The 25,811-nt window shown below is 58.6% G+C and carries 26 protein-coding genes and 2 pseudogenes; 16 read left to right on the forward strand and 12 right to left on the reverse strand.

The window, feature by feature from the left end; genetic code table 11:
• Positions 1-163: 163 nt before the first annotated feature.
• From E3W21_RS26635 to E3W21_RS26645, 3 genes are all read left to right on the forward strand, one after another.
• Positions 164-736, forward strand: a complete 573-nt coding sequence (locus E3W21_RS26635) for a chorismate mutase (RefSeq protein ID WP_134422523.1) — start codon at positions 164-166, stop codon at positions 734-736.
• Between the two features lie 145 nt (positions 737-881).
• On the forward strand, positions 882-1,310 hold the full coding sequence (locus E3W21_RS26640) for a nuclear transport factor 2 family protein (RefSeq protein ID WP_134422525.1): 429 nt from the start codon (positions 882-884) through the stop codon (positions 1,308-1,310).
• A 181-nt stretch (positions 1,311-1,491) separates the two neighbouring features.
• Positions 1,492-3,207, forward strand: coding sequence for an amidase (locus E3W21_RS26645; RefSeq protein WP_134422527.1), 1,716 nt, complete (start codon positions 1,492-1,494; stop codon positions 3,205-3,207).
• A gap of 64 nt (positions 3,208-3,271) precedes the next feature.
• Here E3W21_RS26645 and E3W21_RS26650 read toward each other — a convergent pair whose 3' ends face one another.
• The 3 genes from E3W21_RS26650 to E3W21_RS26660 form a co-directional block, all read right to left on the reverse strand.
• Positions 3,272-4,333, reverse strand: a complete 1,062-nt coding sequence (locus tag E3W21_RS26650; RefSeq protein ID WP_256657650.1) for a sterol desaturase family protein — start codon at positions 4,331-4,333, stop codon at positions 3,272-3,274.
• A 97-nt stretch (positions 4,334-4,430) separates the two neighbouring features.
• Positions 4,431-4,820 carry a cytochrome c family protein gene (locus tag E3W21_RS26655; RefSeq protein WP_134422529.1) on the reverse strand — a complete coding sequence of 130 codons (390 nt, stop codon included), beginning with the start codon at positions 4,818-4,820 and terminating at the stop codon, positions 4,431-4,433.
• A gap of 38 nt (positions 4,821-4,858) precedes the next feature.
• Positions 4,859-5,824 (reverse strand): GlxA family transcriptional regulator, encoded by a 966-nt coding sequence (locus tag E3W21_RS26660; RefSeq protein ID WP_134422531.1) that lies wholly within the window; start codon positions 5,822-5,824, stop codon positions 4,859-4,861.
• Between the two features lie 105 nt (positions 5,825-5,929).
• On the opposite strand from E3W21_RS26660, the gene E3W21_RS26665 reads away from it, so the two are divergent.
• Both E3W21_RS26665 and E3W21_RS26670 read left to right on the forward strand, forming a co-directional pair.
• Positions 5,930-6,499: an acyl-CoA thioesterase gene (locus E3W21_RS26665; protein ID WP_134422533.1), complete on the forward strand. Its 570-nt coding sequence runs from the start codon at positions 5,930-5,932 to the stop codon at positions 6,497-6,499.
• A 95-nt stretch (positions 6,500-6,594) separates the two neighbouring features.
• Positions 6,595-6,903: a hypothetical protein gene (locus E3W21_RS26670; RefSeq protein WP_129436834.1), complete on the forward strand. Its 309-nt coding sequence runs from the start codon at positions 6,595-6,597 to the stop codon at positions 6,901-6,903.
• On the opposite strand, the pseudogene E3W21_RS26675 reads toward E3W21_RS26670, so the two are convergent.
• Positions 6,887-7,396 (reverse strand): annotated as a pseudogene (locus E3W21_RS26675) (enolase C-terminal domain-like protein); the annotation flags it as partial. The gene E3W21_RS26670 and the pseudogene E3W21_RS26675 sit on opposite strands and share 17 nt — an antisense overlap.
• Between E3W21_RS26675 and E3W21_RS26680 the strand changes: the two are divergent.
• The 4 genes and pseudogenes from E3W21_RS26680 to E3W21_RS26695 all read left to right on the forward strand — a co-directional run.
• Positions 7,390-7,794, forward strand: a pseudogene (locus E3W21_RS26680) (LysR substrate-binding domain-containing protein); the annotation flags it as partial. The pseudogenes E3W21_RS26675 and E3W21_RS26680 overlap by 7 nt on opposite strands.
• 256 nt (positions 7,795-8,050) lie before the next feature.
• Positions 8,051-8,611 carry a YSC84-related protein gene (locus E3W21_RS26685; RefSeq protein ID WP_134422535.1) on the forward strand — a complete coding sequence of 187 codons (561 nt, stop codon included), beginning with the start codon at positions 8,051-8,053 and terminating at the stop codon, positions 8,609-8,611.
• 273 nt (positions 8,612-8,884) lie between these two features.
• Positions 8,885-10,180, forward strand: a complete 1,296-nt coding sequence (cls, locus tag E3W21_RS26690; RefSeq protein ID WP_256661663.1) for a cardiolipin synthase — start codon at positions 8,885-8,887, stop codon at positions 10,178-10,180.
• Positions 10,181-10,632: 452 nt separating this feature from the next.
• Positions 10,633-11,493, forward strand: a complete 861-nt coding sequence (locus E3W21_RS26695; protein ID WP_134422537.1) for a phosphotransferase — start codon at positions 10,633-10,635, stop codon at positions 11,491-11,493.
• Positions 11,494-11,508: 15 nt separating this feature from the next.
• Here E3W21_RS26695 and E3W21_RS26700 read toward each other — a convergent pair whose 3' ends face one another.
• From E3W21_RS26700 to E3W21_RS26725, 6 genes are all read right to left on the reverse strand, one after another.
• Positions 11,509-11,967 carry an N-acetyltransferase gene (locus tag E3W21_RS26700; protein ID WP_134422539.1) on the reverse strand — a complete coding sequence of 153 codons (459 nt, stop codon included), beginning with the start codon at positions 11,965-11,967 and terminating at the stop codon, positions 11,509-11,511.
• A 143-nt stretch (positions 11,968-12,110) separates the two neighbouring features.
• Positions 12,111-13,523 (reverse strand): cytosine permease, encoded by a 1,413-nt coding sequence (locus E3W21_RS26705; protein ID WP_134422541.1) that lies wholly within the window; start codon positions 13,521-13,523, stop codon positions 12,111-12,113.
• Positions 13,524-13,573: 50 nt separating this feature from the next.
• Complete coding sequence (locus E3W21_RS26710; RefSeq protein WP_134422543.1) at positions 13,574-14,314, reverse strand: TorF family putative porin; 741 nt, start codon at positions 14,312-14,314, stop codon at positions 13,574-13,576.
• 110 nt (positions 14,315-14,424) lie between these two features.
• Positions 14,425-16,167 carry an amidohydrolase gene (locus E3W21_RS26715; RefSeq protein ID WP_134422545.1) on the reverse strand — a complete coding sequence of 581 codons (1,743 nt, stop codon included), beginning with the start codon at positions 16,165-16,167 and terminating at the stop codon, positions 14,425-14,427.
• An 18-nt stretch (positions 16,168-16,185) separates the two neighbouring features.
• Positions 16,186-18,054 (reverse strand): amidohydrolase, encoded by a 1,869-nt coding sequence (locus tag E3W21_RS26720; RefSeq protein WP_134422547.1) that lies wholly within the window; start codon positions 18,052-18,054, stop codon positions 16,186-16,188.
• Between the two features lie 149 nt (positions 18,055-18,203).
• Positions 18,204-19,226 (reverse strand): helix-turn-helix transcriptional regulator, encoded by a 1,023-nt coding sequence (locus tag E3W21_RS26725; protein WP_134422549.1) that lies wholly within the window; start codon positions 19,224-19,226, stop codon positions 18,204-18,206.
• A 310-nt stretch (positions 19,227-19,536) separates the two neighbouring features.
• Here E3W21_RS26725 and E3W21_RS32005 point away from each other — a divergent pair, with 310 nt between their 5' ends.
• Positions 19,537-19,836 carry a hypothetical protein gene (locus E3W21_RS32005; RefSeq protein ID WP_134422551.1) on the forward strand — a complete coding sequence of 100 codons (300 nt, stop codon included), beginning with the start codon at positions 19,537-19,539 and terminating at the stop codon, positions 19,834-19,836.
• Positions 19,837-20,140: 304 nt separating this feature from the next.
• On the opposite strand, the gene E3W21_RS26740 is transcribed toward E3W21_RS32005, so the two are convergent.
• Positions 20,141-20,713: a DUF2214 family protein gene (locus E3W21_RS26740; protein WP_129436853.1), complete on the reverse strand. Its 573-nt coding sequence runs from the start codon at positions 20,711-20,713 to the stop codon at positions 20,141-20,143.
• A gap of 297 nt (positions 20,714-21,010) precedes the next feature.
• Here E3W21_RS26740 and E3W21_RS26745 point away from each other — a divergent pair, with 297 nt between their 5' ends.
• The 5 genes from E3W21_RS26745 (at position 21,011) to E3W21_RS26765 (ending at position 24,665) form a co-directional block, all read left to right on the forward strand.
• Positions 21,011-21,358, forward strand: a complete 348-nt coding sequence (locus tag E3W21_RS26745; RefSeq protein ID WP_129436854.1) for a metalloregulator ArsR/SmtB family transcription factor — start codon at positions 21,011-21,013, stop codon at positions 21,356-21,358.
• Between the two features lie 23 nt (positions 21,359-21,381).
• Positions 21,382-22,665, forward strand: a complete 1,284-nt coding sequence (locus E3W21_RS26750; RefSeq protein ID WP_134422556.1) for an arsenic transporter — start codon at positions 21,382-21,384, stop codon at positions 22,663-22,665.
• Between the two features lie 29 nt (positions 22,666-22,694).
• The gene (locus tag E3W21_RS26755; RefSeq protein WP_134422558.1) at positions 22,695-23,165 is read left to right on the forward strand and encodes an arsenate reductase ArsC; all 471 of its coding nucleotides are present in this window, start codon (positions 22,695-22,697) and stop codon (positions 23,163-23,165) included.
• A gap of 11 nt (positions 23,166-23,176) precedes the next feature.
• The gene (arsH, locus tag E3W21_RS26760; protein WP_134422560.1) at positions 23,177-23,869 is read left to right on the forward strand and encodes an arsenical resistance protein ArsH; all 693 of its coding nucleotides are present in this window, start codon (positions 23,177-23,179) and stop codon (positions 23,867-23,869) included.
• Between the two features lie 85 nt (positions 23,870-23,954).
• The gene (locus E3W21_RS26765; RefSeq protein WP_134422562.1) at positions 23,955-24,665 is read left to right on the forward strand and encodes a bifunctional 2-polyprenyl-6-hydroxyphenol methylase/3-demethylubiquinol 3-O-methyltransferase UbiG; all 711 of its coding nucleotides are present in this window, start codon (positions 23,955-23,957) and stop codon (positions 24,663-24,665) included.
• On the opposite strand, the gene E3W21_RS26770 is transcribed toward E3W21_RS26765, so the two are convergent.
• A complete protein-coding gene (locus E3W21_RS26770) occupies positions 24,634-25,212 on the reverse strand; it encodes a DUF4157 domain-containing protein (protein WP_134422564.1) in 579 nt (192 codons plus the stop codon). The two genes, E3W21_RS26765 and E3W21_RS26770, sit on opposite strands and share 32 nt — an antisense overlap.
• A 399-nt stretch (positions 25,213-25,611) precedes the next feature.
• On the opposite strand from E3W21_RS26770, the gene E3W21_RS31480 reads away from it, so the two are divergent.
• Positions 25,612-25,811 (forward strand): hypothetical protein (locus tag E3W21_RS31480; protein ID WP_218570178.1); only part of this gene is annotated, 200 nt, incomplete at its 3' end.

The following is a 25,811-nucleotide window of genomic DNA, read 5'->3' on the forward strand; positions in this document are numbered from 1 at the left end:
CGCTGCATAAATGAATGGCTTTACCGAAGCACTCAACGAAAAGCCCGGCCTGACAAGCCGGGCTTTTACGTGCACAAAATAAATCGATCCCTGCTTAATGCCTCCGCCGCACCTGTGATACATAACACTTGATTGTGAGTCCCGTACCCAGTGAGGTTTGCCCATGCTCCACTCCCCACGCTTACCGCAACTGTTGACCTGCGCCGTCCTCGGTTTACTCGCCTGCAGCGCGCAGGCCGGTGCGCCCTCCCCGGCAACCGATAGCTTGCAACCGCTGCTGGTGACGTTGAATGAACGGCTGAGCATTGCTGATCTCGTGGCGCTGACCAAGTGGGACAGTGGCAAACCGATCCAGGACAGTGCCCGGGAAGCGCAAGTCATCGCCAACGCCAGGAAGCTGGCCGTTGACCGCAAACTGGACCCGGATGAGGTAGCCGAATTGATCGCCGCACAGGTTGAAGCCAACAAGCTGGTGCAGTACGGACTGGTGGCCCAATGGCGAGCGGCTGGCAAGGCGCCTGACACGCCGCGGCCAGACCTCGCCAATCAAATCCGGCCACAGCTCGATGAGCTGCAAAACCGCCTGTTGCAGCAATACGCCGACTTCGCGCCCTACCGCAAAGACCCGCAATGCGCGAACTGGCTAGCCAAAGAACGATCCAGCCTAATCAAGGACGGTCTGCATGGTCAGGCACTGATACGCGCCACCGGGGAACTGTGCATCGCAGATCGATGACAGGGTAAATCACGTTCTAGCATCCCTGCTTGCGTCAATGGTCACCATTAACGCACTGAAGTTCTCTTAAGAAATCCGCAGCCGTGAACCATTGCATGAGCAACACCGAAGCGTTTGCCAACCAACAAAAATACAGGAGTTGAAAATGTCTGAACTGAAACTGCATCCCAAAGCCGCAGAATCCCTGAACCAGTGGCACGACATGATCAGCAAGGGTGACTTGAGCGCCTTGCCCGGTTTGTTGGACCCACAGGCGATATTCCGCTCCCCGATGGCTCACACGCCTTACCCGGGTGCGGCCGTGGTATCGATGATTCTCAACACGGTCATCGAGGTATTTGAGGATTTTGTCTACCACCGGGAACTGTCGACCGCAGACGGGTTGAGCGTCGTCCTGGAGTTCAGCGCCAACGTCGGCGGGAAAGCGTTAAAGGGCATCGACATGATCCGGTTCAACGATCAAGGAAAAATCGTTGAGTTTGAGGTGATGGTTCGTCCCTTGAGTGGCCTGCAAGCCTTGGGCGAGCAAATGGGACAACGCCTTGGCGCTTACCTGGCGGCCAGCAAAGCCTGAAGACGTTGCATCGCCTTGGGCGATGCCTATGCTCCCGGCTTGGTGTTAAATAGAGCGCGTAAAGCAGCGCAACGAGAACACCGATGAATACCCATTTTGAGATTAGTGATGTCCCTGAGCCCAACATTCAGCGCGATGGAAATATTCATCGCGTCGCCCATCAGCAGACGGTGGTAACAGCATGATCGAGGTCACCGAAGTTTCCATTGCCGAACTGCGTGCTGCGCTCGAGTCAGGCCGAACCACTGCGGTTGAACTGGTCCAGGCCTATCTCGACAGGATCGATGCCTACGACGGACCCGACACGCCCACCGCCCTCAACGCGGTGGTGGTTCGAAACCCCGAGGCACTGAACGAAGCGCAGGCGTCCGATGCCCGTCGGGCCAAGGGCGAGACGCTGGGTCCGCTCGATGGCATTCCCTATACGGCCAAGGACAGTTACCTGGTGAAAGGGCTCACTGCCGCCTCCGGCAGTCCCGCCTTCGCGAACCTGATTGCTTATCGCGATGCATTCACGATCGAACGGCTTCGCGCTGCTGGCGCGATCTGCCTGGGCAAGACCAATATGCCGCCGATGGCAAACGGCGGCATGCAGCGCGGGGTCTACGGTCGTGCGGAAAGCCCCTACAACGCTGACTATCTCACCGCCCCCTTCGCCTCGGGTTCATCGAACGGCGCCGGTACGGCAACTGCCGCCAGCTTCGCGGCATTCGGCCTCGCGGAAGAAACGTGGTCGAGCGGACGCGGCCCTGCATCAAACAATGGTTTGTGTGCCTACACGCCTTCGCGCGGGGTGATCTCGGTGCGCGGCAACTGGCCGTTGACACCGACGATGGACGTTGTCGTGCCGTTTGCCAGAACGATGGCCGACCTGCTCGAAGTGCTCGACGTGGTGGTGGCGAATGATCCCGACACCCGTGGCGATCTGTGGCGGATGCAACCCTGGGTGCCGATTCCGAGTGTCGCTTCGGTGCGTCCCGCTTCCTATGCCGAGTTGGCCGTGAAGTCCGATGCACTGGCAGGAAGGCGCTTCGGCGTGCCCCGTATGTACATCAATGCGGATCCCGAAGCGGGCACGAGCGATGCGCCTGGCATCGGTGGTCCGACGGGGCAGCGAATCATCACCCGCCCTTCCGTGATCGGGCTCTGGGAAGAGGCTCGCAAAGCACTCGAAGCCGCTGGCGCAGAAGTGATCGAAGTCGATTTCCCGCTGGTCTCTAATTGCGAGGGCGATCGCCCGGGTGCGCCGACCGTATTTACGCGGGGCCTGGTATCCAAAGAATTCCTGCATCATGAGTTGTGGGACCTGTCGGCCTGGGCGTTCGATGATTTTCTGCGGGCCAATGGCGATCCCAAGTTGAACCGCTTAGCCGATGTCGACGGACCGCTGATTTTCCCCCACGACCCGGGCACGCTCCCCAACCGGGAGGACGACCTTGCCGCAGGCATGGACGAGTACGTGAAGATGGCCGAGCGCGGCATCACACCGTGGGACCAGATCACCACGCTGCCTGACGGACTGCGCGGACTTGAGCAGACGCGTCGAATCGATCTGGAGGACTGGATGGATCGGCTGGGGCTCGATGCGGTGCTATTCCCGACGGTTGCCGACGTGGGTCCGGCGAATGCCGATGTCGATCCGAAGTCTGCGGATATCGCGTGGAGCAATGGCGTTTGGGTCGCCAACGGCAACCTCGCCATCCGGCACCTGGGCGTTCCCACGGTCACTGTGCCGATGGGCGTCATGCCGGACATCGGCATGCCTGTCGGGCTGACATTTGCCGGTCGTGCCTATGACGACTCGACGCTGCTGCGCCTGGCTTCGGCGTTCAAATCGATCGGGACAAAACGATTGATCCCACATCGAACCCCACCCTTGCCGGTTGGCCAACAATAGAAAGGGCGGGATTGGAGCTTTACACGCTCCAATCCCATCCACTGGTTGAACGTCGCCCCGGAATTCAGCGCCAACGTCGACGGAAGAGCATCAACGAGAGTTTTTCGGCAAAACGCGACGGCCATTCCATGGCACGCCTGGTGGAGATCTTGCGGGCGATGTCCACAAAGGGTGTGACGATCAGGCTATAGAGCGTCAGGTAACGGTCATGATCCTGTTTGCCGGTGCCGAACTGAATAGGCTCGGGCGTCGAGTGCGTGACGTAGAGCGTCCCGAACATCCAGTCCCAGAGTGACAGGTTGATACCGAAATTCTTGTTGAAGTGTCGGGGCGCGTCACTGTGGTGAATCTGGTGCTGCGCCGGGCTGTTCAGTACATGCTCGACCACGGGGCCGAATGAAAACCAGACATGGCTGTGACGCAAATTGGCCGCCAAGGCATTGAGGATCAAGACCATGTAGGTCACGCCGAACAAGGTGTACCGGCTGATCTCCCCGCCACAGGCGTACCAGAAGACACCGGCGAAAGCGCCGAGGCAGACGGTGTCAGTCAGTTTTTCGACGATTTTTTCCACAAAGTGAATCCGGCTTGCCGTCGCCGGCACCAGGACGGGCGCGGAATGATGGACTTTGTGGAACGCCCATAGATGCCGGGAATGAAAGGCGCGATGGGCCCAGTAATGGATAAAGTCTTGCACCAGAAACACGCCCAGCCCGTAGAGCAAGGAAAGTGAGAGGTTCTCCCCCACCTGCACGCGCGCGCCCCAAAGATTGTTGAAAAACGAAATGTAGTCACCGGAGCGCAGGACGTACGGGTCAACCAGGCCAACAATGGGCAGCACCAGCGCGACCTTCAGGATGGCCCGCACGAAGTAGTACCGGTAATCCAGCAACGCCGAGGGATGAAAATGAACCCGGTGCCCGCCGATGAACTGCCAGAAAGAACGTGCGTCGGTCAGTCCACGATATTTTCTGAATCGGTACAGGCTATAGGCGATGCTGTAGGACAAGCAGAGAAACACGACGCTGAAGCGGCCGTTCAGATCGAAAATGCCAAGAAACTCGTCTGCAACAGGCTCGATCACCCACTTGATCAGGTAGTCATACAGAAGCGCGAAAACATCCATTAACGGCTCCCCTCCGTCAAAAGGGGGGGATTGTAATTCAGATCGTAACCACCGGGTGTTCCGAGCCGAGCGAATGCCTTTCGAACGTCACAAAACCCTATTGCGGCTGAAACGTCTGAAGGTACGCCAAGAGGTTTTCGATCTTTTCCGGGTCGCTGAGCCCCCAGAAAATCATGCGGGTGCCAGGTACCACTTTTTTTGGAGCTTCGAGGTACGCGGTCAGCGTTTCGCGGTTCCAGACAATGCCGGCTGATTTCATCGCATCGGAATATTGATAATCCGTGGTGCTGCCCGAAGGGCGTCCAAAAATACCATTGAGCTGCGGCCCGAATGAACCGCGCGCCGACTCCCCGACCTGATGGCAGCCGCCGCATATCCGCTTGAACAGTGTCGCACCCGCTTCAGCATCGCCGGCCGCTTGAGCTTGCGCGCTGAATAATCCTGCATTGAGCACCAGGGCGAAGGTGAGTACGGCGGTTTTCTGCATGTTCTGCTCCCAATCATCTGTGGCTTGGCGCCAGTGAATCAACTCGCACTCGCTTGAAACTTCTTCCTGTACGCCGCCGGCAGCAAACCCACTCGCTGGCGGAACAGTCTACGGAACGAATTACCGTCTTCGTAGCCTACGGCGTAAGTGATGCTGTCGAGTGTCATGCGGGTGGATTCAAGAAGCTGTTTTGCCTTCTCCAGACGCAGGGTTTGCAGGTAGGTAATGGGCGTGTAACCGGTGGCTTCCTTGAAACGCCGTTTGAAGTTCCTGACGCCAAACCCGAATTGCTGGGCGACGTTATCAATCAGCAGCGGCTGATCGAAGCGCTCCTCTAGCCAGTGTTGAACCCGCAGGATGTCGCCATCCCCATGGTTCTTCGGCAATGACCACATGACATACACCGATTGCTCGCTGCGCACAGCGTCGACCAGCAAGTATTTGCTGCACTTTTGCGCCAGTTCCAGTGAAGCGAACCGGCGCACGAGGTGCAGCAAAAGATCCATGGCGGCACTCGCGCCCCCGCACGTGATCACGCGATTGTCCTCACAGAGGATCTGCGACTCCTCCAGACAGACCTCGGCATACCGACGACGAAAGAAGTCTGCAAAGGCCCAGTGCGTGGTAGCACGAACGCCATCCAGCAGGCCCGTTTCGGCCAGCATGAATGCCGCCGTGCACATTGAAGCCAGCACGGCCCCCTGCGCATGCTGTTGACGCAGCCATGGCCCATAGGCTGAAAAGGCCGGCAAGGCGTCCTTCAGGGTGAAGAGGAAACCGGGGATCAGCACCAGATCGGTTCGCGGGATCTCGACGGTGGACCGGTCCACGCGCAGTGTCTGCCCTCCCCACGCGGCGACATCACCACCATCAAGCGAGGCGATGACCACGTCAAAAGGCGCGCCGGCCTTGTCGGCGAACAGGTTGGCGGCGCTGAGCACTTCCAGGGCCATCGTGGCGCTGGCGGCTGAACATTGATCCGCCAGTAAAAGCGTGATGTGCATAAATGATCCAATTGCGCTTTTCGCATGAAAAAAGTCATTTGCGCACCTACCTTACCCAATCCTTCCTCCCTAAAGTGCACGCGTCACTCAATCATCGGCGTACTTATGAATCTCTGGTTCCGACTTTTCCTCATGCTGTTCCGTTGTCCGTGGCGCAAGCCGGTTGACGCCTTGGCCACCACCGTCGTCCACATGCGCGTCTGGCCGCTTGATCTCGACCTCAACCGACACGTGACCAATGGCCGGTATTTCACCCTGGCTGATATAGGACGCATGGACTACGTGTTGCGCAGCGGTGCATTCCGGGTGGCGCTGCGCAATAAGGCCGTGCCTATCGTTGGCGACACCTGGGGCAAGTTTCGGCGTGAACTGAAGCTGTTTGAAGCGTTCGAGATTCACACCAGGATGCTGGGCTGGGACAACAAGTGGAGCTTTATGGAGCACCGCTTCGTGAGCAAGGGACGCGTGGTCGGTGTCGTGGTGATGCGGGGTCTGTTCCGCTCTGCCAAAGGCACCGTTCCACCTGGCGAGTACGCCCGGGAACTGGGCTTGGCTGAACAGTCGCCGTCGATGCCGACGTGGCTGACAGACTGGTCGCAAAGCTGCAATGACATGAGCCGTGAGCTTCGAGAGAAAGAGGGTCAGCCTGCCCGGCGCCCGCAGACCGTCGAATAAATTCGGCGCTCCCGCTATCCGCTGACAGCCTCAAGCGCACACTCTATCCTGTGCACCCCGAATCTACGCTTGCCACGACTTCACCGGAGACATCAGTGCCGCCCCTGACCGCCCGCGAGGTTTACCAGCAATTGCGCGACGCCGCGCTGGAAGTTCGGCTTCTGAAGAGCCTCGACGAACAACCCGAGCCCGGCCAGGTACAAGTCGATATCGAGGGCTGGCGTCTGACCCTCGACTTCGATGGCAATCGCCTTCGTCACTGCCAACGTTGCCAAGGCCCGGACGGCCGCGAGGGCGTGTTCGACAGTTGGCAACGTTACGGCACGGACCCGGTCAGTTTGCTCAGCACCTGGGAGCTGGCGCAGATAGAGCGTTTGCTGACTGAACTCAAAAACGCGGTTTGACCGCCTTCCACTCCGGCTTGTAACGCTGCATCTGTTTCACGTCATCGCGCTGACGAATGCCGCAAGTCAGGTACTGGTCATGCAGCTTGCCCAGTTGATCGTGATCCAGCTCCAGGCCCAACCCAGGCGCGCGGGTGATCTTCACGCAGCCATCGACGATGGGTATTTTGCCGCCCTTGATCACCTCTTCATCCGGTTCCTGCCACGGGTAATGCGTATCGCAGGCGTAATCCAGATTGGGCACCGCGGCGGCGACATGCGCCATCGCCATCAGGCTGATGCCCAAATGGGAGTTGGAATGCATCGATACGCCAAGGCCAAAGGTGTCGCACATTTTCGCCAGCGCCTGGGTGTCGCGCAGGCCGCCCCAGTAGTGGTGGTCGGCGAGGACGATCTGCACGCTGTTCAACGCGACACTGCGGCGGAACTCATCGAAGTCGGTGACCACCATGTTGGTCGCCAGCGGCAGGCCGGTGCGCTTGTGCAGTTCGGACGGTGCCGAGCAGTCATCGGCTGGCGAGCGCAGAAACCGTGTCGGTCAAAGACCTCGATGCGCAACCGTTCCTGATGTACTCCCACGCCGCCTACCCGCCGTTCAACGAACTGCTGACCGGCATGCTCCGCTCTGCCCGCGTCGCCCCGGAATACGTGCAATGGCTCGGTTCATCCTTGACCATTCTGGCCTTGGTCAACGCCGGAATGGGCCTGGCCCTGGTACCTCGCTGCACCACCAGCGTGGTGTTCAAGAACGTGGTGTTTCGCGATATCGATCTGGGCGAAGGTGTGCAGAGCGAGCTGCATTTGATCTGGCGCGAGAACAATGACAACCCGGCGTTTGCGATGTTGCTGGAAGGCATTCGAAGGGCTGTGCGGGAGGGATGGGGCGTTTGAGTCTGTCGTTGCCTGGCGTTTCTTTGGGATCATCGACCACTTTGCCTCTGACGACGAACCCGGCCCTTGCGCAGTGGTCCAAACATCTGATGGCGTCGCGACTGATCAAAGGCCTTGGGCCTGGTTCATTCAAAAGCGACGTTTTGCAATTCACACACATCAGGGTGCGCCGGATAACGTTCAGTAGGTTCGGATCCTGTCTGGTGCAGGCGCTGACTGCTGCTCCCATCCCCTGCTCCCTTACCGGAGTACGAAAATGACTCAGTCAATGCGCTTCTTCCTATCGATCTTCCTCGCGACAGCATCATTGGCATCAGCGAGCCTCCTGAACTATGCAGGTGCGGCAACCGCCGAGGATCTGAATGCCGACTCCAAGCAAGCGTTGCAAACGCTTTACAAGTCCACACCCTTTGCCAAAACCATTTCGCAGAATGCCAAAGCGGTGCTGGTCTTCCCGAAAATCATCAAGGCCGGCCTTGTGTTTGGTGGCAGCTATGGCGAAGGCGTGCTGATGAAGGGCTCGAAAGTGGATAGTTACTACAACTCCGTAACGGGGTCATGGGGGCTGCAGGCAGGCGCCCAATCGTACGGTTATGCGGTGTTCCTGATGACTGACAAAGCCGTGAATTATGTTCGTGAAACCAAGGGCTGGGAAGTCGGCGTGGGGCCAACCGTTGTCGTGGTTGACGCAGGCGTCGCGAAGAATCTGTCGAGTTCGACACTCAAGGACGATGCCTACGCGTTCATATTCGACCAGCAAGGGTTAATGGCCGGGGTCAGCATCGAGGGAACGAAGATTTCCCTGATCAAGCGCTGAAAGCCTGCCCTTCAAGGGGTCTGTCTTTTGAGGCGTGCCGCGTGGGTGCCCCCTCTACCAAGGCGTCTTGTGTACCAGGCAAGACGCCGCTTTGGGACAGGATGCACGGCGAAATTCTTGAATTGTTGAGCGCTATCACCGTCCTCGCCAAGAGGGGGCCTAATGAATCTTCTAACCCGATGTAAGGGTGCATGTATTGCTCTGGTGCTATGCGTGGTTGTGCTCCTGACATTTGTGATTGGCTCCAGTGCTTTGCCTAGGATAGTGCCGGACATGGCTCGCGCTCCCTCTGCGCCAGTGCAACTCGACGGAATACACGGACCTCTGTCAGCCGAGCACAGCAAAGCCATTCTCGACCGACTCAAGTCCACCGGCGCAGAAACCAACATCTTCGATGCGCACCTCGCAATCGAAGAATCAGTCGCCGGTAGCCCGCTAACGGAAGGAAACAAGGTCGACTTGCTGCAGGACGGTCCCACCACCTACCAGTCGATGATCAAAGCCATTGAAGCTGCGCGCGACCACATCAACATGGAGACCTACATCCTCGACGACGATGAAGTCGGCCAGCGTTTCGCCGCCGCACTGATCGCTCAGCAACACAAAGGCGTACAGGTCAATCTGATCCGTGACAGCGTCGGAACCCTTGGAACACCCTCAGCGTTTTTCTCTCGATTGACCGAAGCGGGCATCAAAGTGCTGGAGTACCACCCCATCAATCCGGTGACGGCCAAAGCGGGCTGGGACGTGAACCAGCGCGACCACCGAAAGCTGCTGATAGTGGACGGCCGGATTGCCTTTCTCGGCGGGATCAACATCAGCAGTGTCTATTCAGGGGGCTCGTTCAGCACTCACTCGAAGACTCGCCCAACGGGTGATTTGCCCTGGCGCGATACCGACTTGCGCATCGAGGGACCCGTGGTTGCAGACCTGCAGAAGCTGTTCATCGGAACCTGGACTGCCCAGAAAGGTGAACCACTCGCGCCTCGCCACTACTTTCCGCCACAGGAGCGCAAAGGCACCGAGGTGATTCGCGCCATCGGCAGCTCGCCAGATGAGCCGTTCAGCCTGATCTATGCCACGCTGATTTCGGCGCTGCATAGCGCGCAGACCGAGATATGGCTGACCAACGCCTACTTCGTGCCCGACCCGCAGTTGCTGGCGGCACTCAAGGAGGCGGCAGCACGTGGCGTAGACGTCAAGCTGGTGTTGCCCAGTAGCACCGATTCGTGGCTGGTGTTCCATGCCGGACGCGCCTACTACAGCGAGCTGCTGGAGGCCAACGTCAAGCTTTACGAACGCCGTGATGCGCTACTCCACGTCAAGACTGCCGCAATCGATGGCGTGTGGTCGAGTGTCGGCTCCACCAACCTCGACTGGCGCAGCTTCGTGCACAACGATGAAGTCAACGCCGTTGTGCTGGGCACCGGATTTGGAAAAAAGATGCAGGCGGCATTCATGGCTGATCTGGCCAAATCGAACGAAATCAAGCTGGAAACGTGGCAGCGCCGCTCGCTCGCAGTAAGAGCCAAGGAGCAGATGGCGCGACTTTGGGAATACTGGCTTTAAGTCGAGTGGCGCGGGAACTGTGCTGCCTAATGGAAGTGGGAGCAAAGGTGCACTACCTTATATTTGTACACCCTCGCGTCGCAATCCAATTCAGGTTGAGAGGTGGAATTCATGAACAACATCATCTACATCGTCGGGGTAATTGTGATTGTCGTGGTTATCCTGTCGTTTCTCGGGTTTACATAGAATCGAAGACCGTCTCGTATTGACAAGGCTGTACCCCGCATCGCGAGGCACAGCCTGGTCGCGCTTGCTTTGAAGTGCCGCCGGCCGAATGGCTGAAACTCAATGCCGGTGGGGATATACCGCTGGTCACGGCGTACGTGCAGCCAACCCAGCGGTAAAAAATCAACCCTGTGAGTAAGGGTCTGCAGCGTCCTGCCGATAACGACAAAGCGTTGCGCTCGATTGCCGGCGCTTTACGGACCAGAAAGCATTAGCAGGGACTTTGCATGCGCCACCTCAGACACCTTACTTCTCCTCTGAATCAGCAAAAGATTGCCGACGTCACCTTCCATCTCGATCCGTCTGATCAGAACGAATTGGTGACGGTGCTTCAGCGTTTTTTTGCCGAGCCGGGTCAACATGCGTTGCTGGATATTCCCGAGGAAACCCGCAGCGTGTTCCTGCTCGAAGGTGAGCGCAAATGGGTGTTGAAACACAACCGCCTGACCCACTGGAAAAAGCAGCTGCAGAATTTTCTGGGCCTCAAGCGTGTGTTCGGGTTGCATGACCTGACCAACGAATTCATCAATCTGTCCGTTGTGTCTGCCAAGTCAGAATCATCGCCCAGAGTGGCTGCATTCGGCCACGTTGGACGTTTTCCGTTTCTCAAGGAAGAGTATTTGCTGGTCAGTTTTTTCGACAATCATTGCAGCGTCGATGAACGACTGATCGCCCAGCCCGAACAGGCGCAAACGCTGCTGTTGGACATTTTCCAACTGTTTGGGCAGACGCTGGTCGAGGGGTTTGTTCACATGGACCCACACCCCAAGAACATCCTGATCGGCCCCGATGGCAGGCTGCGCCTGATCGATTTCGAATGCTGCGCGCATTCGGTGCTGGATCACGACTTCAGCCTGGGTTTTCTGCTGGGTTACTTCTATCGCTACTGGTTCAACACGTTCATATCGGTTGAACACTACAACGCGTGCTGTGAACGCTACCTGAAGCTTCAGCACCCAGCATTGAACCGTGAAGTTTTCCAGGCGGTGTATGAACGCTTTCGAGACCGTGGTGTTTCCCGGAGCACGCGTTACCGTATCCTCACCTGCCCCAAGGCCCAAGCCGCATTCCTGCACGAGTTGATGTAACCGGCAGCGGTTGGCTCAGCCTTGCTTCAAATCGAGGCAGTAGGTGTAGTAACCCGTATCGCGCACATAACCCAGCGATTCATACAACCGTTGCACGCCGACATTGTCCGTGGCCGTTTCCAGCACCATGCCTCTGGCTCCAGTCAACAACGCAAAGGCTCGCGCAGTGTTCATCAGCAACGTGCCGACCCCTTGCCCTCGGGCGGCGGGTGTTGTGAAGAGGTCGCCAAGCAGCCAGGTGCGGTGCGCGTCGATGGAGGAGAACGTCGGGAACAACTGGACGAAACCCAGCGCCTCGCCGTTGGGGGCCTGGGCGAAGAAGATCGCGGATTCGTCCCGGGCAATGCGCTCGGCGATGAACTCGCGAGACTGCGGCAGGTTCGACGGCTGGCCGTAGAAGCCTCGATAGGCGTCGAAGAGGCTGGCGATTTGATCGATGTGGGATGCGTCGGCGCGCTGGGCCTGGATGTCCATGTTGATCGTCTCCTTACGGATTGATTTGATGAGCGGGAAAAGGGAAATGTAGATCAAAAGATCGCAGCCTGCGGCAGCTCAGGTGTACGCCCTCCCTTGTAGGAGCTGCCGCAGGCTGCGATCTTTTGGGGTTCACCCAATCCTTAAGGCCTTTCAGCTCCGCTCAGGGCCACCGCCGGCATTGATGTCCTGGCCAGGCCGTAATAAAGAATCCCCGGGACCACCAGACCAACGATCCAGGAAATATCGACACCGCCGAGCTGCGCGACCATCGGCCCGGAGTAGAAGTGCGTATCGACGAAGGGCAACTGGATCAATACACCCACGACATACACGCTGATCCCGCGCATGTTCCAGCGGCCATAACGACCCGCCGGGTCGGACAATGCCGGGATGTCATAGCGCTCTTTGTTGATGAAGTAGTAATCCACCAGATTGATCGCGCTCCACGGTGTGAAGAAGGTCAGCAAAAACAGGATGAAGTACTTGAAGGTGTTCAAAAACGAGTACTGCCCCAGCAGTGCGAGCGTGGTGGACGCCGCGACAATCAACAACACAAACACCATCCGCTGCCGGGCGGAAATCTCGAGACGACTGCGAAAACCACTGATGATGGTGGCCACGCACATGAAGCTGCCATAAGCGTTGAGCGTGGACACCGTGACCTTGCCGAACACCACGCTCAAGTACAGCAGGGACGCCATCACACCAGTGCTGCCCAACCCGACAATAGTTGCCACCTCGTGACCGCGGAAGTTCGCACCGGCCAACGCTGCTGCAAACACCCCCAGCACCATGGACGCCTGGGCGCCCAGCACCGTTCCAAGCCCGACGGCAGCGAACGTCTTCCACGAAGAGGTTTTGCTCGGCAGGTAGCGTGAGTAGTCAGCCACATAAGGGCCAAAGGCGATCTGCCAGGACGCGGATAACGACACCGCCAGCAGGAAAGTACTCCAGCCGAAGTGACGGTTTTCCAGCAACAGGCCGATATCGTTGAGGGTTATCAACCGGGTAAACAGATAGACGAAGGCGATGATGCCCAGCACGCTGGCCACCCGGCCGACCAAGTGGATGACCCGGTAACCGAAGATCGTCAGAAATGCGATGCACGAGGCGAAAATCAGGATGCCGGCGCTGTCGGTGACATGGATCAATTGGGCAATCGCCTGCCCAGACAGTACCGCGCCGGTGGCGCTGAAACCGAGGTACATCAGGCACACCAGCACAATCGGGATGGCCGCCCCATAGACCCCGAACTGCACACGACTGGAGATCATCTGCGGCAGCCCAAGCTTGGGCCCTTGCGCCGCGTGCAGGGCAACCACTGCGCCGCCGAGCACCTGGCCGATCAGCAAGCCGATTAGCGACCAGAACACATCGCCGCCCAGCACCACGGCCAGGGCGCCGGTGACGATCGCCGTGATCTGCAGGTTGGCGCCGAGCCACAGGGTGAACTGGCTGTAGAGGCTGCCATGCCGCTCGGCCTCGGGGATGTAATCGATCGAACGTGTCTCGATCAGGGGACTTCGCTGCTGACTATCGCTGACCTTGGTCATTACGGTGTTTTCCTTTGAGGCGCTTGTTTTTATGGTGTGGGCTCGAACGCTTAGAACGCCTTGCTGGCACTGGCAACCACAGTGGCCGTGCACAGATCACCATAGCCGTACCAGCTCGTGCATTCGCTTTTCGACAGGTCGGTATCAATGTAGCTAAGGCCCCAGGTCACGCCCACGAAATCACGGGTCAACTTGGCTTCCCACTCGCTGTAGGCATCACGGCTTTCGCCGCTGGCGGACCAGAAAGCCGGGTCTTTGACATCGTTGCGACCCACGCGCAGGTCCAGGCCGATCTCGGCCGGTAATTCGATTTTGTAGCTGAGGTAGGTGTAAAGGGTGTCCTGGTCCTCGCCAAAGAAGTTCGGCGTATCGTTTGAGTAGTAAGCGCCGAGCTTCACGCCATAAACGTCAAGGACGGCGTAGACCTCACTCAGGTTGAATTGGCCCTCTTTTGGATAGTCGTACTTGATGTACCCCAGATCGAGGCTGATGGCCTCGGTCGCCTGCCAGTAGTAGCCCGCGTAATACTCGAGTTCCTGCCGCGTCTTGAACTCGCCGCCGAAATCGACATTCGAGGTCCAGGCACCAACGTACAGGCCGCTGCTGTGCATCAGCGTGGCGCCGGCCTGAGCCACCGGATCACCCAGGGTTTGCGAAATGCCACGGGTGCGGTAGTCGCTGAAAACTCCCAGGGTCATGTCCAGGCTGAAGTCATCGTTGAGTGTCAGTGCCTGGGTGGTCAGGGGTGCCAATACAAGCGTGGCAAGGGTCAATACTGAGCGTGCGTTCATACAAGTCTCTTATTGTTATGGAGGTGCGGGTTATTTCAGGCATGGCGATGCCGAGCCCCTCGTCGGACGAGGAGCCGGGCGTCTTTTGCGTGGTGCGGGTGAACGGAGGGTCAGGACGCGGGCGCGTACACCTCTTTGCCGGCGAAGAAGGTCTTCAGGACCTTGGTGTCGAACAGTTCGTCATCGCTGACCTTGAAGACATCGCGGTCGAGGATGATCAGATCGGCCTGTTTGCCGGGTGTCAGCGAACCAATCTGCTGTTCCAGGCGCAGGGCCTTGGCGGCATTGAGCGTGTAGGCGTAGAACATGGTCTGGCGATCGATGCTTTCCTTGGCATTCAACACGCCCAGCGGCCCTTTGCGCGTGCTGGCCTGAGCGATGGCATTCCATGGATTGGGGCTGGATACCGGCCAGTCACTGCCACCGGCAATGACCGCACCGGCGTTATGCAGGGACCTGGCGGGATACTGATAACCGTAAGCAAACGCGCTGATATAGGGTTTGACGAGCTCGACGGTGTAACTCTCGCCGGTGGCCCACAGCAATTGCATGGAGGCGATCACGCCAAGTTGCTTGAAGCGCGGAAACTCTTTCGGGTTGACCAGTTGCAGGTGGCTGATGCTATGAGCCACGGGTGTCGGGTTGAGTTTGCGCGCGTAGGCAAAACCATTGAGTGATTCACGCACCGCACGGTCGCCAACCGCGTGCATGTGCACGATCCAGTCGCGCTTCTCCGCTGCCACGACCAACTCACCGAAGTGCGCGGGGTCGATCAGCAGTTGACCGTTTTTATGGCTGTTCTTGAAGGGAACGATGACCGCTGCCGTCTGCCCCGGAAACTCGAGAACGCCGTCAGCGAATACCTTGATGCCAGGAAAACTCAGGTTGGGTACGCCCTCAAATTTCTTCATGACCTTGGCCAACACTTCCAGGTCGGCCGGTCGGCTTTTCGGGTTGGTCAACAGCAGCGCGGCGACGTGGGCATTGAGCTCGCCCTTCTCTGCCAGTTCGCGGTAAAGCGGCAGCACGCCGTAACTCTGCTCGGTTGCCTTGAAGTCGAACAGCGAATCGCCACTGCCGGCATTCGCCGCGGCGTCCATCCAGGCGGTGACGCCGTATTGATTATTGACCTTCACCGCCTCGCGGGCGGCTTTCAACATGATCTCGTCGCTGGGCGCGGGGAGCTGGCTGCGTACCAGGTCCCAGCGAGACTCGGAAAAATAGCCATTGGGTATGAAATCCGCGTCATGACCCACATAGCTGCGATCCTGTTCCGAGAGGCCTTTTACCAGTGTCGCGTCGATTTTCAGACGCTTGAGCATGGCGTTGTTGGCCCAGCCGGTGTGCCCGTCGATCCCGCTGAGGACCACCGGTTGATCCACCCAGCGTCCCTGATTGAAGCGCTCCCCCAACTCACGGCTCTTGCCCCAATAGGCCGAACTGACCCCGGCGATGCTGATCACGTCACCGGCACGCGCAATGCCCGACTGATCCTGTTCGATAATCCACTGTTCAAGCTCCGGCAACGGTTTGACTTCATCCAGCAGGTTGGCCCCCATGCTGTCGAAGGCCGCAACCACCGGGTGACTGTGGGTATCAATCATTCCTGGCATCAGCACCTTGCCCGCCAGATCGATCCGTTGCGTGCGGGTGTTGGCCAGGGCGTTGATCTCGGCATTACTGCCCACTTTGAGAATCTTGCCGTCTTGCACGGCCACTGCCTGGACCAATCCCTGACCGGGTTCGGCGGTGAAGACCTTGCCGTTGAACAACACAAGGTCAGCGGCGGCCATGGCTTGCACCGAAGAAAAGGCCAGGGCTGCGGCCAACAGGTTTGGAATAAATCGCTGCATCGGAACGCTCTCTTGTTTTTATTGGGCAGGACGGGAGGCTGATGCCTGGGATAACGCCTTCGGATCAAGGCCAACGAACGGCGCCTTGGCCCACACGACCTGGCCGCCCACTACCGTCAGCAGCACGTTATTTCGAGCCAACTCCTCCTCGGGGACCTGCATGAAGTTCTTGTCCAGTACGATCAAGTCGGCGAACTTGCCGACCTCGACCGAACCGACAACAGCGTCCAGTTTCAGCTGCTCGGCAGCGTTCATGGTGATGGTGCGCAGCACTTCAGTGCGCGACAGCGCCGGGTCGGCATTCAGCCTCCCCGCATACTTGGGGCCGTAGCTGTGCGGGTTCAGCGGATCACCTGAGCGGGTGACACCGATCTTCAGCGCCAGGAACTCGTCGAGCGGGTCGACGGGCCAGTCGCTGCCATACGCCACACGGCCGCCAGCACGAGCGATGCTGCCGGAGGGTTCCATGCGGGAAAAACGCGCAGGCCCCAGATGTTCGTTGGTACCGTCAACCGTAGACGGTGCCTGCTGGGCCCACTGGAAGGACATGTTGGCGGTCACGTCGAGCGCCTTGAAGCGCGCATAGTCGGCAGGGTCCACCGACTCGTTGTGAGTAATGGCTGGGCGGAAGCCATTGCCAGGCAGTTGCTGGCGCACGTATTCGATGCCGTTCAGTGAGTCACGCACCGCGCGGTCTCCGGTGGCATGAAGATGCGGATCGAGGCCGGCCTGAACGGCCTTCAGCAGCAGCGGGTTGAGCACTTGCGGCGGGAAGTAAAGCTCACCTGTGTTCTTGCCGGGTGTCCACTTCGGCGCCTTATCGGTGCCGGCATTGCGCAGGTACGGCGTCAACATTGCACCCGTGTCCGCCGGCGCGTTGATGATGCCGTCCATGAACAATTTGACGTGACGCATGCTCACGCCCGGCGCCGGTTTCGCTTCGCCCTGGTCGTAGGTAGTGGCCATTACCTTGGCCTCGGCGATGGTTTTGTCCGGGTCGGCAGCGGCGGCGGCAGGGTCCAGTTTGATCGCCAACAAGGCCCGGGCCGTCAGCTCACCCGACTGTTGCAGGGTGGTAAACGCTTTGCCGTTTTCCGGCCCCGACAAGGCATCGAAGAAACTGGTGATGCCTTGCTGGCGCATGGCGTCGAGCGCCGCGCGGGTCTGATTGAGTTTCTCTGCGTCGGTGGCGGGTGGCACCACGGCGGCCATGGCCTCGGCGGCTCCGTCTTCGCAGATGCCGTTCGGGTTGCCGGCGCTGTCGCGCATGTACTTGCCGTCACCGGGATTGGCCGTTTGCTTGTTGATGCCGGCCACTTGCAGACCGCGCGAGTTGGTCAGCACCGTATGGAAGTCGGTGGAACGGACTTGAATCGGACGGTTGGTCTTGAGCGCATCCAGTGTCGACTTGTCGGGATCGCCGTCGAGTCCGGTCATGCCAATGCGGTCCCAACTGCCCACTTCGAGCCAGACATCGGGGCCTTTGTCCTTGTCGGCATCCAGGCACGCCTGAATGGTTTCCTGGAAAACCTTGCGGGTCATCGTCTGGTATTTCAGGTCGCACAAGGTCATGGCGCGACCGCCGTCTCCCGGATGCATGTGTGCATCAATGAAGCCCGGCATCATCATGCGGCCGGCCAGGTCGATCAGCTGTGTCTGCGTGCCGATGTAAGAGGAAACCCCTGCATCACTGCCGACATAAACGATCTTCCCGCCCGTGACGGCGATCGCCTGCTGCACGGAATTCTTGCCGTCGACGGTGTAGACATAGCCGTTGCGCATGACCATGTCGGCGCCTGTCGAAGCGTGTGTCTGACACCCCACCAGCGCCACACAGGAAAATGCCGTTGTCGCGGCAACGGCGATAAATAGCCTGGAAAATTTCAACTGCCTCACCTCTGTTTTTATAGTTTTGGAAGTGGCCCGAACGGACGGTCGCAAGCCCCTGATATGCAGGGCATACCCTATAGAGCGCGGCGGTCGGATGGACCTCCACAAATGAGGAGGGGTAAGGCAATTAATTGAAATACAGGGGGTTAATCGCGGCGCGTTGCTTCCGCAAGCGAGGTCGATGACCGCAGGACAGAACCCAGTTCCACTTTGCTCTTCACGCCGAGCTGCAAGTAGCAGTTGCGCAGATAGGTGCGCACTGTGGCCGGACTCAGAGAAAGGATTTTGGCAATTTCCTTATAGGAATGGCCGGCGGCGAACAGCATCGCAGCCGTGCGCTCGCGTGGCGCCAGCACCGCCCCACGCGACTGTGTTTCGAGTGACAGGATGACGTGCTCGGCGTTAGGACTCAGCGTCAACGCACAACGACCGAGGCGAATCACACACGGCGCTTTTTGCAGTTGCGCGATTACATCAACGGGAAGCATTGAACCACTCCAGCCGGGCAACTCGCGCTGAATGGCGGCGCATAGACTTGCGCCGACGTACAGCAGACTGCCGTCCATCCGGGCGACCCCGAAGTCACTCGCCCCGTTGCCCGTGTCGAAGCGAATCATGTCCTGCACCTGGAACCGCCACAGCTGCAACAGATGGTCGCAGAACGCCGAAAACAATCCGTCCTCACTGTCATTGAACGCACAAGCATCACCGCCACGGTAGAGACAGACGAAGAACATCAAGCCGCTTTCGGGTAACTCGAAGGTGATGCACATCACGTGGTAGAGGTCGTGGCGCCGAGCGAACGCGTCCACTTCTTCATTAGGGTCGGTGAACCCGCTGTCGCGCACCACCTCACCGGGTCGACTCAAGGTGTCATGGGAGAATTTGTCGTCACCCGCACTCTTGTGCCATTCGGTGGCAAACGATTCGGGCAGATTGATTCGCCCGTGCATCCAGCTTTTGGGAGGCGCATTGACACCTGACGCAGACATCTCGCCCCACCATGCCGAAGCGAAGGGCACCAGTTGGCTAAATGCCTGCAGGCCGTCGGCGATAAATTGGGAGGCGCCTCGATCTCGGGCAAGGCGACCCAGGTGCAACACGCAACGATTAAACGCCTTTAGCGTGGCCATCGACGTGTTGGCGCCGACCTCATCACCCTCCTCCATTGTTTTTATCCTGTTTACTACACGGCGTATTTTTTCGACGATGCCATAGGCGCGGTTATGGCGTCCAGCGAGCGCTGTTGTTGCGGGAGAATTCTGGTGACTGGCAGCGTTCGGCAGTAGCTGCCGGAAGGCCACGCTGTGCGCAAACGGATCGCCGCTCGCTGTCGTACGGTTTACTCCGGCTGTCAGCAAGAATGACCCAAATGCGCTAATTCCGCTAAACCGACCCAGGGGCAGGCACAACACCGTCTAATCTGAATAGAACACGACCACAAACATGCCTCTAGCCTCTTGATACAGGGGAGTTGGGATGACCGGAAAAACTGCGCGCCACTGCTCGTCATGGGTCCTGCTCTCCCTGCTCGCCATTAACCTGGCGCTGACAGCGGGATGTGCAGGCAAAGCTGCCACGGCTCGCTATTCAGCCTCAAACATAGGCGACAGCTGCTATGCAAAAGCGCTACCCACTGCCGGCGAGGGCGGCCTGGCTTGGGGCTCCACCTTGAACATGGCTCGCAAAAAATCCCTGGACAATTGCATACGCTATGCCGGCCGATCCGGTGGCACACCCAATACCTGCAAAGTGGTGTTGGCAGAGTGCAAAAATTAATAGAGGGGCAGTGAAAGCGGGCCGTTCGGTTCGCGGTCAATCACTTGACCGAACGCCAGTCGCGTCATGACCGAAGGCATCTGATTAACACGCCAATTGCCAGAGCCCACAAACATTTCTTGAGCAGCATGATGCACCTCCGCTTGGAGTTGCGCAGTCATCTCCGTATCGAATGCAATGTCCAGTGAATTCGCGGCCGCCCATTGGAGCGGCCAGCCAACCGGCACGGCCATAAATCTGCAGCAATAACGAGCAACTGCGGTTTCCGTACGATCCCTCAGAGCCAACTGCACATTATTGATAGCTACCCCGGTATCGAGGATTTTTGTGCACCGACACTGCCCGCCCTACCGGCAACTGCAAGTGCCACGCAACAAGCCAGTAACGAGAATGCGGCGAATGCGCCCATCACATGTAGATAAGGCAACACGTGATTCCAGGCTCGAGCCACCCCCAGGAAAGCGGCGAATAGCCAACCGCTCATGGAAAGCGCACCCAACAAGGCGAGCCGCGTGCGGCCTGCACTGCGCAGTGCGACGAATGGAGCCTTTTGCAGCAACGGGAAGCCGACTCGATGCAGTAATGCACCGTTGAGGCTAAGCAGCGCGACGACAGTTACCTTGGCCCAGAGTTTCTGATTGAGCAAATACGCGTCGCCTTCATTGAGATAACCCTGAAGCACCAGCAACAGTCCGCTTACCCAAAGGGCCAGTAGTGCGAGGCTGACGATCCTCTGAGTTTCATCAAGGTACTCAAGCCTCGCCTGGTCCAGTATTTCCTTGCGCCAACTCCAAAGCTTGTGATCCGCCTGCAACACCCTCCCCAAGGCAATACACGTAGCAAGCAGATGACCGTATACGAGAAGCATTTTGAGCATTGCCTTGACCTTATTATTGTTTTGGCGCTGCGTTCCCTGCTTCGCTGAATTGAAAACGAATGATACAAATTTGCAATTGCATTTTCAAGATGAGCATTCATTCCTAGGCTGGCACCGACCGCGATACAACTGTCGCGACAGACAGCAAAAGGCCCAGAAGCAGCCATTCACTGATTCAAGCCCCTTTGCAAAGTCACTTCCGACAGATCGTCTTACTGACGTCGATCTGATTTTGGCTTGCTCGATACATATGGATAAACGTATATTCTGATAACCACATGTACTGAAGACGCCTCCATGCTGAACCCTGCCGCCGTATTCAAATGCCTGTCCGACGAAACTCGCACGCGGGCCACCTTGCTGATCACCCGTGAGGGAGAGTTATGCGTTTGCGAACTGGTCTGCGCCCTGAACGACAGTCAGCCCAAAATCTCCCGCCACCTCGCGCAGCTCCGGGCATGTGGCCTGCTGCTAGACCGCCGCCAGGGTCAGTGGGTGTATTACCGGCTCAACCCCGAACTGCCAAAGTGGGTTCGCACCATTCTTGAGACAACCCTGGAAGCCAACGCCGACTGGCTTAAGGAAAACAGCACTCGACTCAAAGCGATGGGCGACCGCCCTATCAACACTGCCGCCTGCTGCTGACCCATCACCCGTCGAGACTGCTCATGATTACTGCGTTCGCCATTTTTCTCGTCACCATTGTGTTGGTCATCTGGCAGCCCAAGGGACTGGGTGTCGGCTGGAGCGCCTTCTTGGGGGCTGCTCTTGCACTGATTGCAGGCGTCGTGACGCTGGACGATATTCCACTGGTGTGGGGCATTGTCTGGAACGCCACCGCTACGTTTATCGCGGTCATCATCATTAGTTTGTTGCTTGATGAAGCAGGCTTCTTTCAGTGGGCCGCACTGCATGTGGCACGCTGGGCCAAGGGCGATGGTCGTCGTCTGTTCGCTTTCACAGTGCTATTGGGTGCAGCCGTTTCCGCCCTGTTTGCCAATGACGGTGCGGCGCTGATATTGACCCCCATCGTAATTTCAATACTGCTCGCATTACGCTTTTCGCCCGCGTCTACCCTGGCGTTTGTCATGGCGGCGGGCTTTATTGCCGACACGGCCAGCCTGCCCCTGGTGGTGTCGAATCTCGTCAATATCGTTTCAGCCGACTACTTCGGCCTGGGTTTCAGCGAGTACGCTTCGGTCATGGTCCCGGTCAATTTCGTTGCCGTAGGCGCCACTCTGGGGGTGCTGTATTGGTTTTTCCGTCGTGATATACCCGAACGTTATTCACTGGATGACCTACAAGATCCACGACGTGCCGTGCGAGACCCGCTGACGTTTCGCGTCGGCTGGATTGTTCTGGGTTTGTTGCTGATTGGGTTGTTTGCGCTGGAGCCTCTGGGCATTCCGATCAGTGTCATTGCGGCTGTCTGCGCCGCGATGCTGTTCGCCGTTGCGGCGCGTGGGCATGTGATTTCAACCCGACGTGTATTGCGTGAAGCGCCATGGCAGGTCGTGACCTTTTCGCTGGGCATGTACCTAGTGGTTTATGGGCTGAAAAACGCTGGCCTGACAACCTATCTGACGGTAGCCCTGAACTACTTTGCCGAATTCGGCATCTGGGGCGCCGCGTTGGGGACTGGTTTTCTCACGGCGCTGCTGTCATCCGGCATGAACAACATGCCTACGGTGTTGGTGGGTGCGCTGTCGATTCAGGCCAGTGACGCCACCGGTGTGGTGCGTGAAGCCATGATCTACGCCAATGTCATCGGCTCTGATCTGGGCCCGAAAATCACGCCTATCGGTAGCCTGGCAACACTGCTCTGGCTGCACGTTCTGGAGCGCAAGGGCATCCGCATCACCTGGGGTTATTACTTCAAGGTGGGTGTCGTTCTGACGCTGCCGATTCTGTTCATCACCTTATCTGCCCTGGCCTTGCGCCTGGGCGCTTAGCACCTGCCCGTCTGGAAAGAGGAGTCGTCATGCGCGTTCTGTTCATGTGTACCGCCAATAGCTGTCGCAGCATTCTGTCCGAAGCGATGTTCAATCATCTCGCACCGCAAGGCTTCCAGGCGATCAGCGCCGGCAGTTTCCCCAAAGGACAGGTTCTGCCGCGCAGCCTGACCACGTTGCAAGAGGCCGGGATTGCGATCGACGGGTTAAGCAGCAAAGGTAACGACGCCTTCGAGGCCAATCCACCGGACATTGTCATCACCGTCTGCGACAAGGCCGCCGGTGAGGCGTGCCCGGTCTATTTCGGGCCGGCTTTGAAGGCCCATTGGGGATTGGAGGATCCATCAGACGTGAAGGGTGATGAGACCGTCGTCGCCGCTGCATTCCACTCGACGCTTGCGCGCATCGAAACGCGCTGCCGGGCGTTCCTCGCCCTGCCCTTCGCCCAACTTGATCGCGACGCACTGAAGCGCGAACTCGACCGCATCAGCACGCTGTAATGGGAGCCCCCATGACCCACTCACTGCCTAATCTCGACGCGTCATTGATTCAGTCCATTGCCAGTGACGACGGCCGACACAAGCCGCGAATCCTGTTGCTGTACGGCTCGACCCGCGCACGTTCATTCAGTCGGTTGCTGGTCGAAGAAGCGGCCCGTCTGCTCGAACACTTCGGTGCAGAGACGCGGATCTTCAATCCATCGGGACTACCGCTACCGGATGACGCACCCAACGATCACCCGAAAGTTCAGGAATTGCTTGAGCTGATGCAATGGTCTGAAGGACAGGTCTGGTGTTCACCCGAGCGCCATGGCTCCATGTCTGCCGTATTCAAGGCCCAGATTGACTGGGTGCCGCTGGCCCTGGGCGCCGTTCGCCCGACCCAAGGGAAAACGCTCGCCGTCATGCAGGTCAGCGGCGGTTCCCAATCCTTTAACGTGGTCAATCAGCTTCGCGTGCTGGGACGCTGGATGCGGATGTTCACGATCCCTAATCAATCTTCCGTGCCGAAGGCTTTTCTGGAGTTTGACGAAGGCAATCGCATGAAACCGTCCTCGCTGTATGACCGGGTGGTAGACGTCATGGAAGAACTGGTGAAGTTCACGCTGCTGCTGCGCGAGCGGCCGGATCTGGTTGACCGCTACTCCGAACGCAAGGAGTCAGCGGAAGAACTGACTCAGCGGGTGAATCAACGGTCGACTTGAAAGCTGGGATGAAGCCAGTAAAGCGTCTGCGATCCACCCGCACTTGTCCTATCCTTCTATCCAACCAACAACTCCGGTCACCGATATGCCCGCCCCCGAATCCACCCTCCTCGACAGCTGGCACCACAACGCCCAATCCTGGATCGAAGCCATCCGCACCGGCGCCATCGAAAGCCGCCTCAAGGTCACCGACCAGGCAATCCTGCTGGCGGTGCTGGGCCGCCAGCCAGAGCGCGTGCTCGACCTGGGCTGCGGCGAGGGCTGGCTGTTGCGCGCGCTGACTGAACGGGGCATCGAGGCGGTCGGTGTGGATGGCGATGCAACGCTGGTCGAGGCGGCGCGGGCGGCGGGCTCTGCGCAGGTGCATCTGGCGAGCTATGAAGCGTTGGTGGAAGCGAAGGTGGACATCGGCCGCGACTACGACCTGATCTGCGCCAACTTCGCGCTGCTGCACCAGGACATCATCCCTCTGCTCGCGGCCATGAACGCCCTGCTCGCCCCGGGCGGCGCGCTGGTGATCCAGACGCTGCATCCGTGGACCGCGGCGGCGGGCGACTATCAGGATGGTTGGCGGGAAGAGACCTTTGCAGGGTTCAAGGGGCAGTGGCAGCCCATGCCGTGGTACTTGCGCACCTTGTCCAGTTGGCTCAATGCGCTGGACATGGCCGGTTTTCAGCTGGCCGCCCTGCAAGAGCCGCAGCATCCGCAAAGTCCTGTGCCGCAGTCATTGCTGTTAGTGGCCGAGCAGCGGGGTTCGCTACTCTTCAGTAAGTCCCTTCCCGTACCAACCGTCTGACCTCAGCCTGTATGGCATAAGCCGGCGCCTCCACAGCATTGAAATCCTGTGTATAGCGCTGGGCAAATCCCTCTACCCCCCACTCCTGATACTGCTGCACATGCTTTAATTCGTGAGCCCAGAGCGCGACGTCCTGTTCTGCGGTTTGAGCGTCCCGGAAGAGGATGATGTCGATCAGCGTCACGGCACCGACATCGGGATTTTGCAGCATGGCAGTGGCGGCGCTGAATTGGCCGTTGTCGCTCACTTTGTAGCGCGCGGCGTCGAGGACGCTGGGGTCGTACCAGCGCAGCAGTTGTTCCCGGATGTGCGGTGGAATGGGTTGGATGCCGGCGCTGGCTGCTTCAGCGCGGGCTTGGGTCAGCCACAGCGCCAGGGCAGGTGCCGCGATCTGGTAGATGCCATCAGGCACCAGGTCTGGCAGGCAGATGCAGCCGTCCAGGCACACTTGTTTCTCGCCAGGTGGGCAGGCGTTGGTCTGGGCTGACACGTCAAGAGTCAGGCAAAGAACAAACAGCGCCACCAGGCGCGTGGTGATGGGCGACATTGGGCGCTCCAGGGACGGACGCAGCGCGAACAGTGGGCCACCATTGATCGACGATCCGCATGGCTTTAGCGTAGTCCCGAACCAAGCGCCCCCAAGATAATCGCAGGAAGCGACAGACCACTGTTTCCTGCGAATCCTCACTTTAGTAGACATGCGTCCGTGGCAGCTCTTGGCTGGTAGCAGCCCGTCGCGACCGGTTGAATCCACAGCCAATTGCAGTCCTTCGCGACAGGCAGTAACCGGACATAAGCGGTCGAAGCTGCATCGCATCGAGTACCGACTCATGCGCCCAGCACTAATCTACACTCCTGGCTAATGGTTCGATCAATGCTGCATCTGACATCGGCAACGCAAGTAGATGTCCAACCTCCGTCCCACTTCACTAGATAGAGGTCAGTTATGCCCAGCATCTCCATTCGAGCACTGCTCATCACAATCTTGGTCACGGCCTCCTGCTTATCAGGCGCTGCCGAGTCCACAGCAGCGAAAAGTACAGGAGAGAACGATATGTCCCACCCTTCGGCATTGTCCTATGAAGTACTCGTTACTGACGGGGTAACTAGGGCGAGCGATAAACGCCTACCCAATGGTGATCGCAT

Source organism: Pseudomonas sp. F01002, assembly GCF_004402115.1.
Taxonomy (GTDB): domain Bacteria; phylum Pseudomonadota; class Gammaproteobacteria; order Pseudomonadales; family Pseudomonadaceae; genus Aquipseudomonas; species Aquipseudomonas frigoris.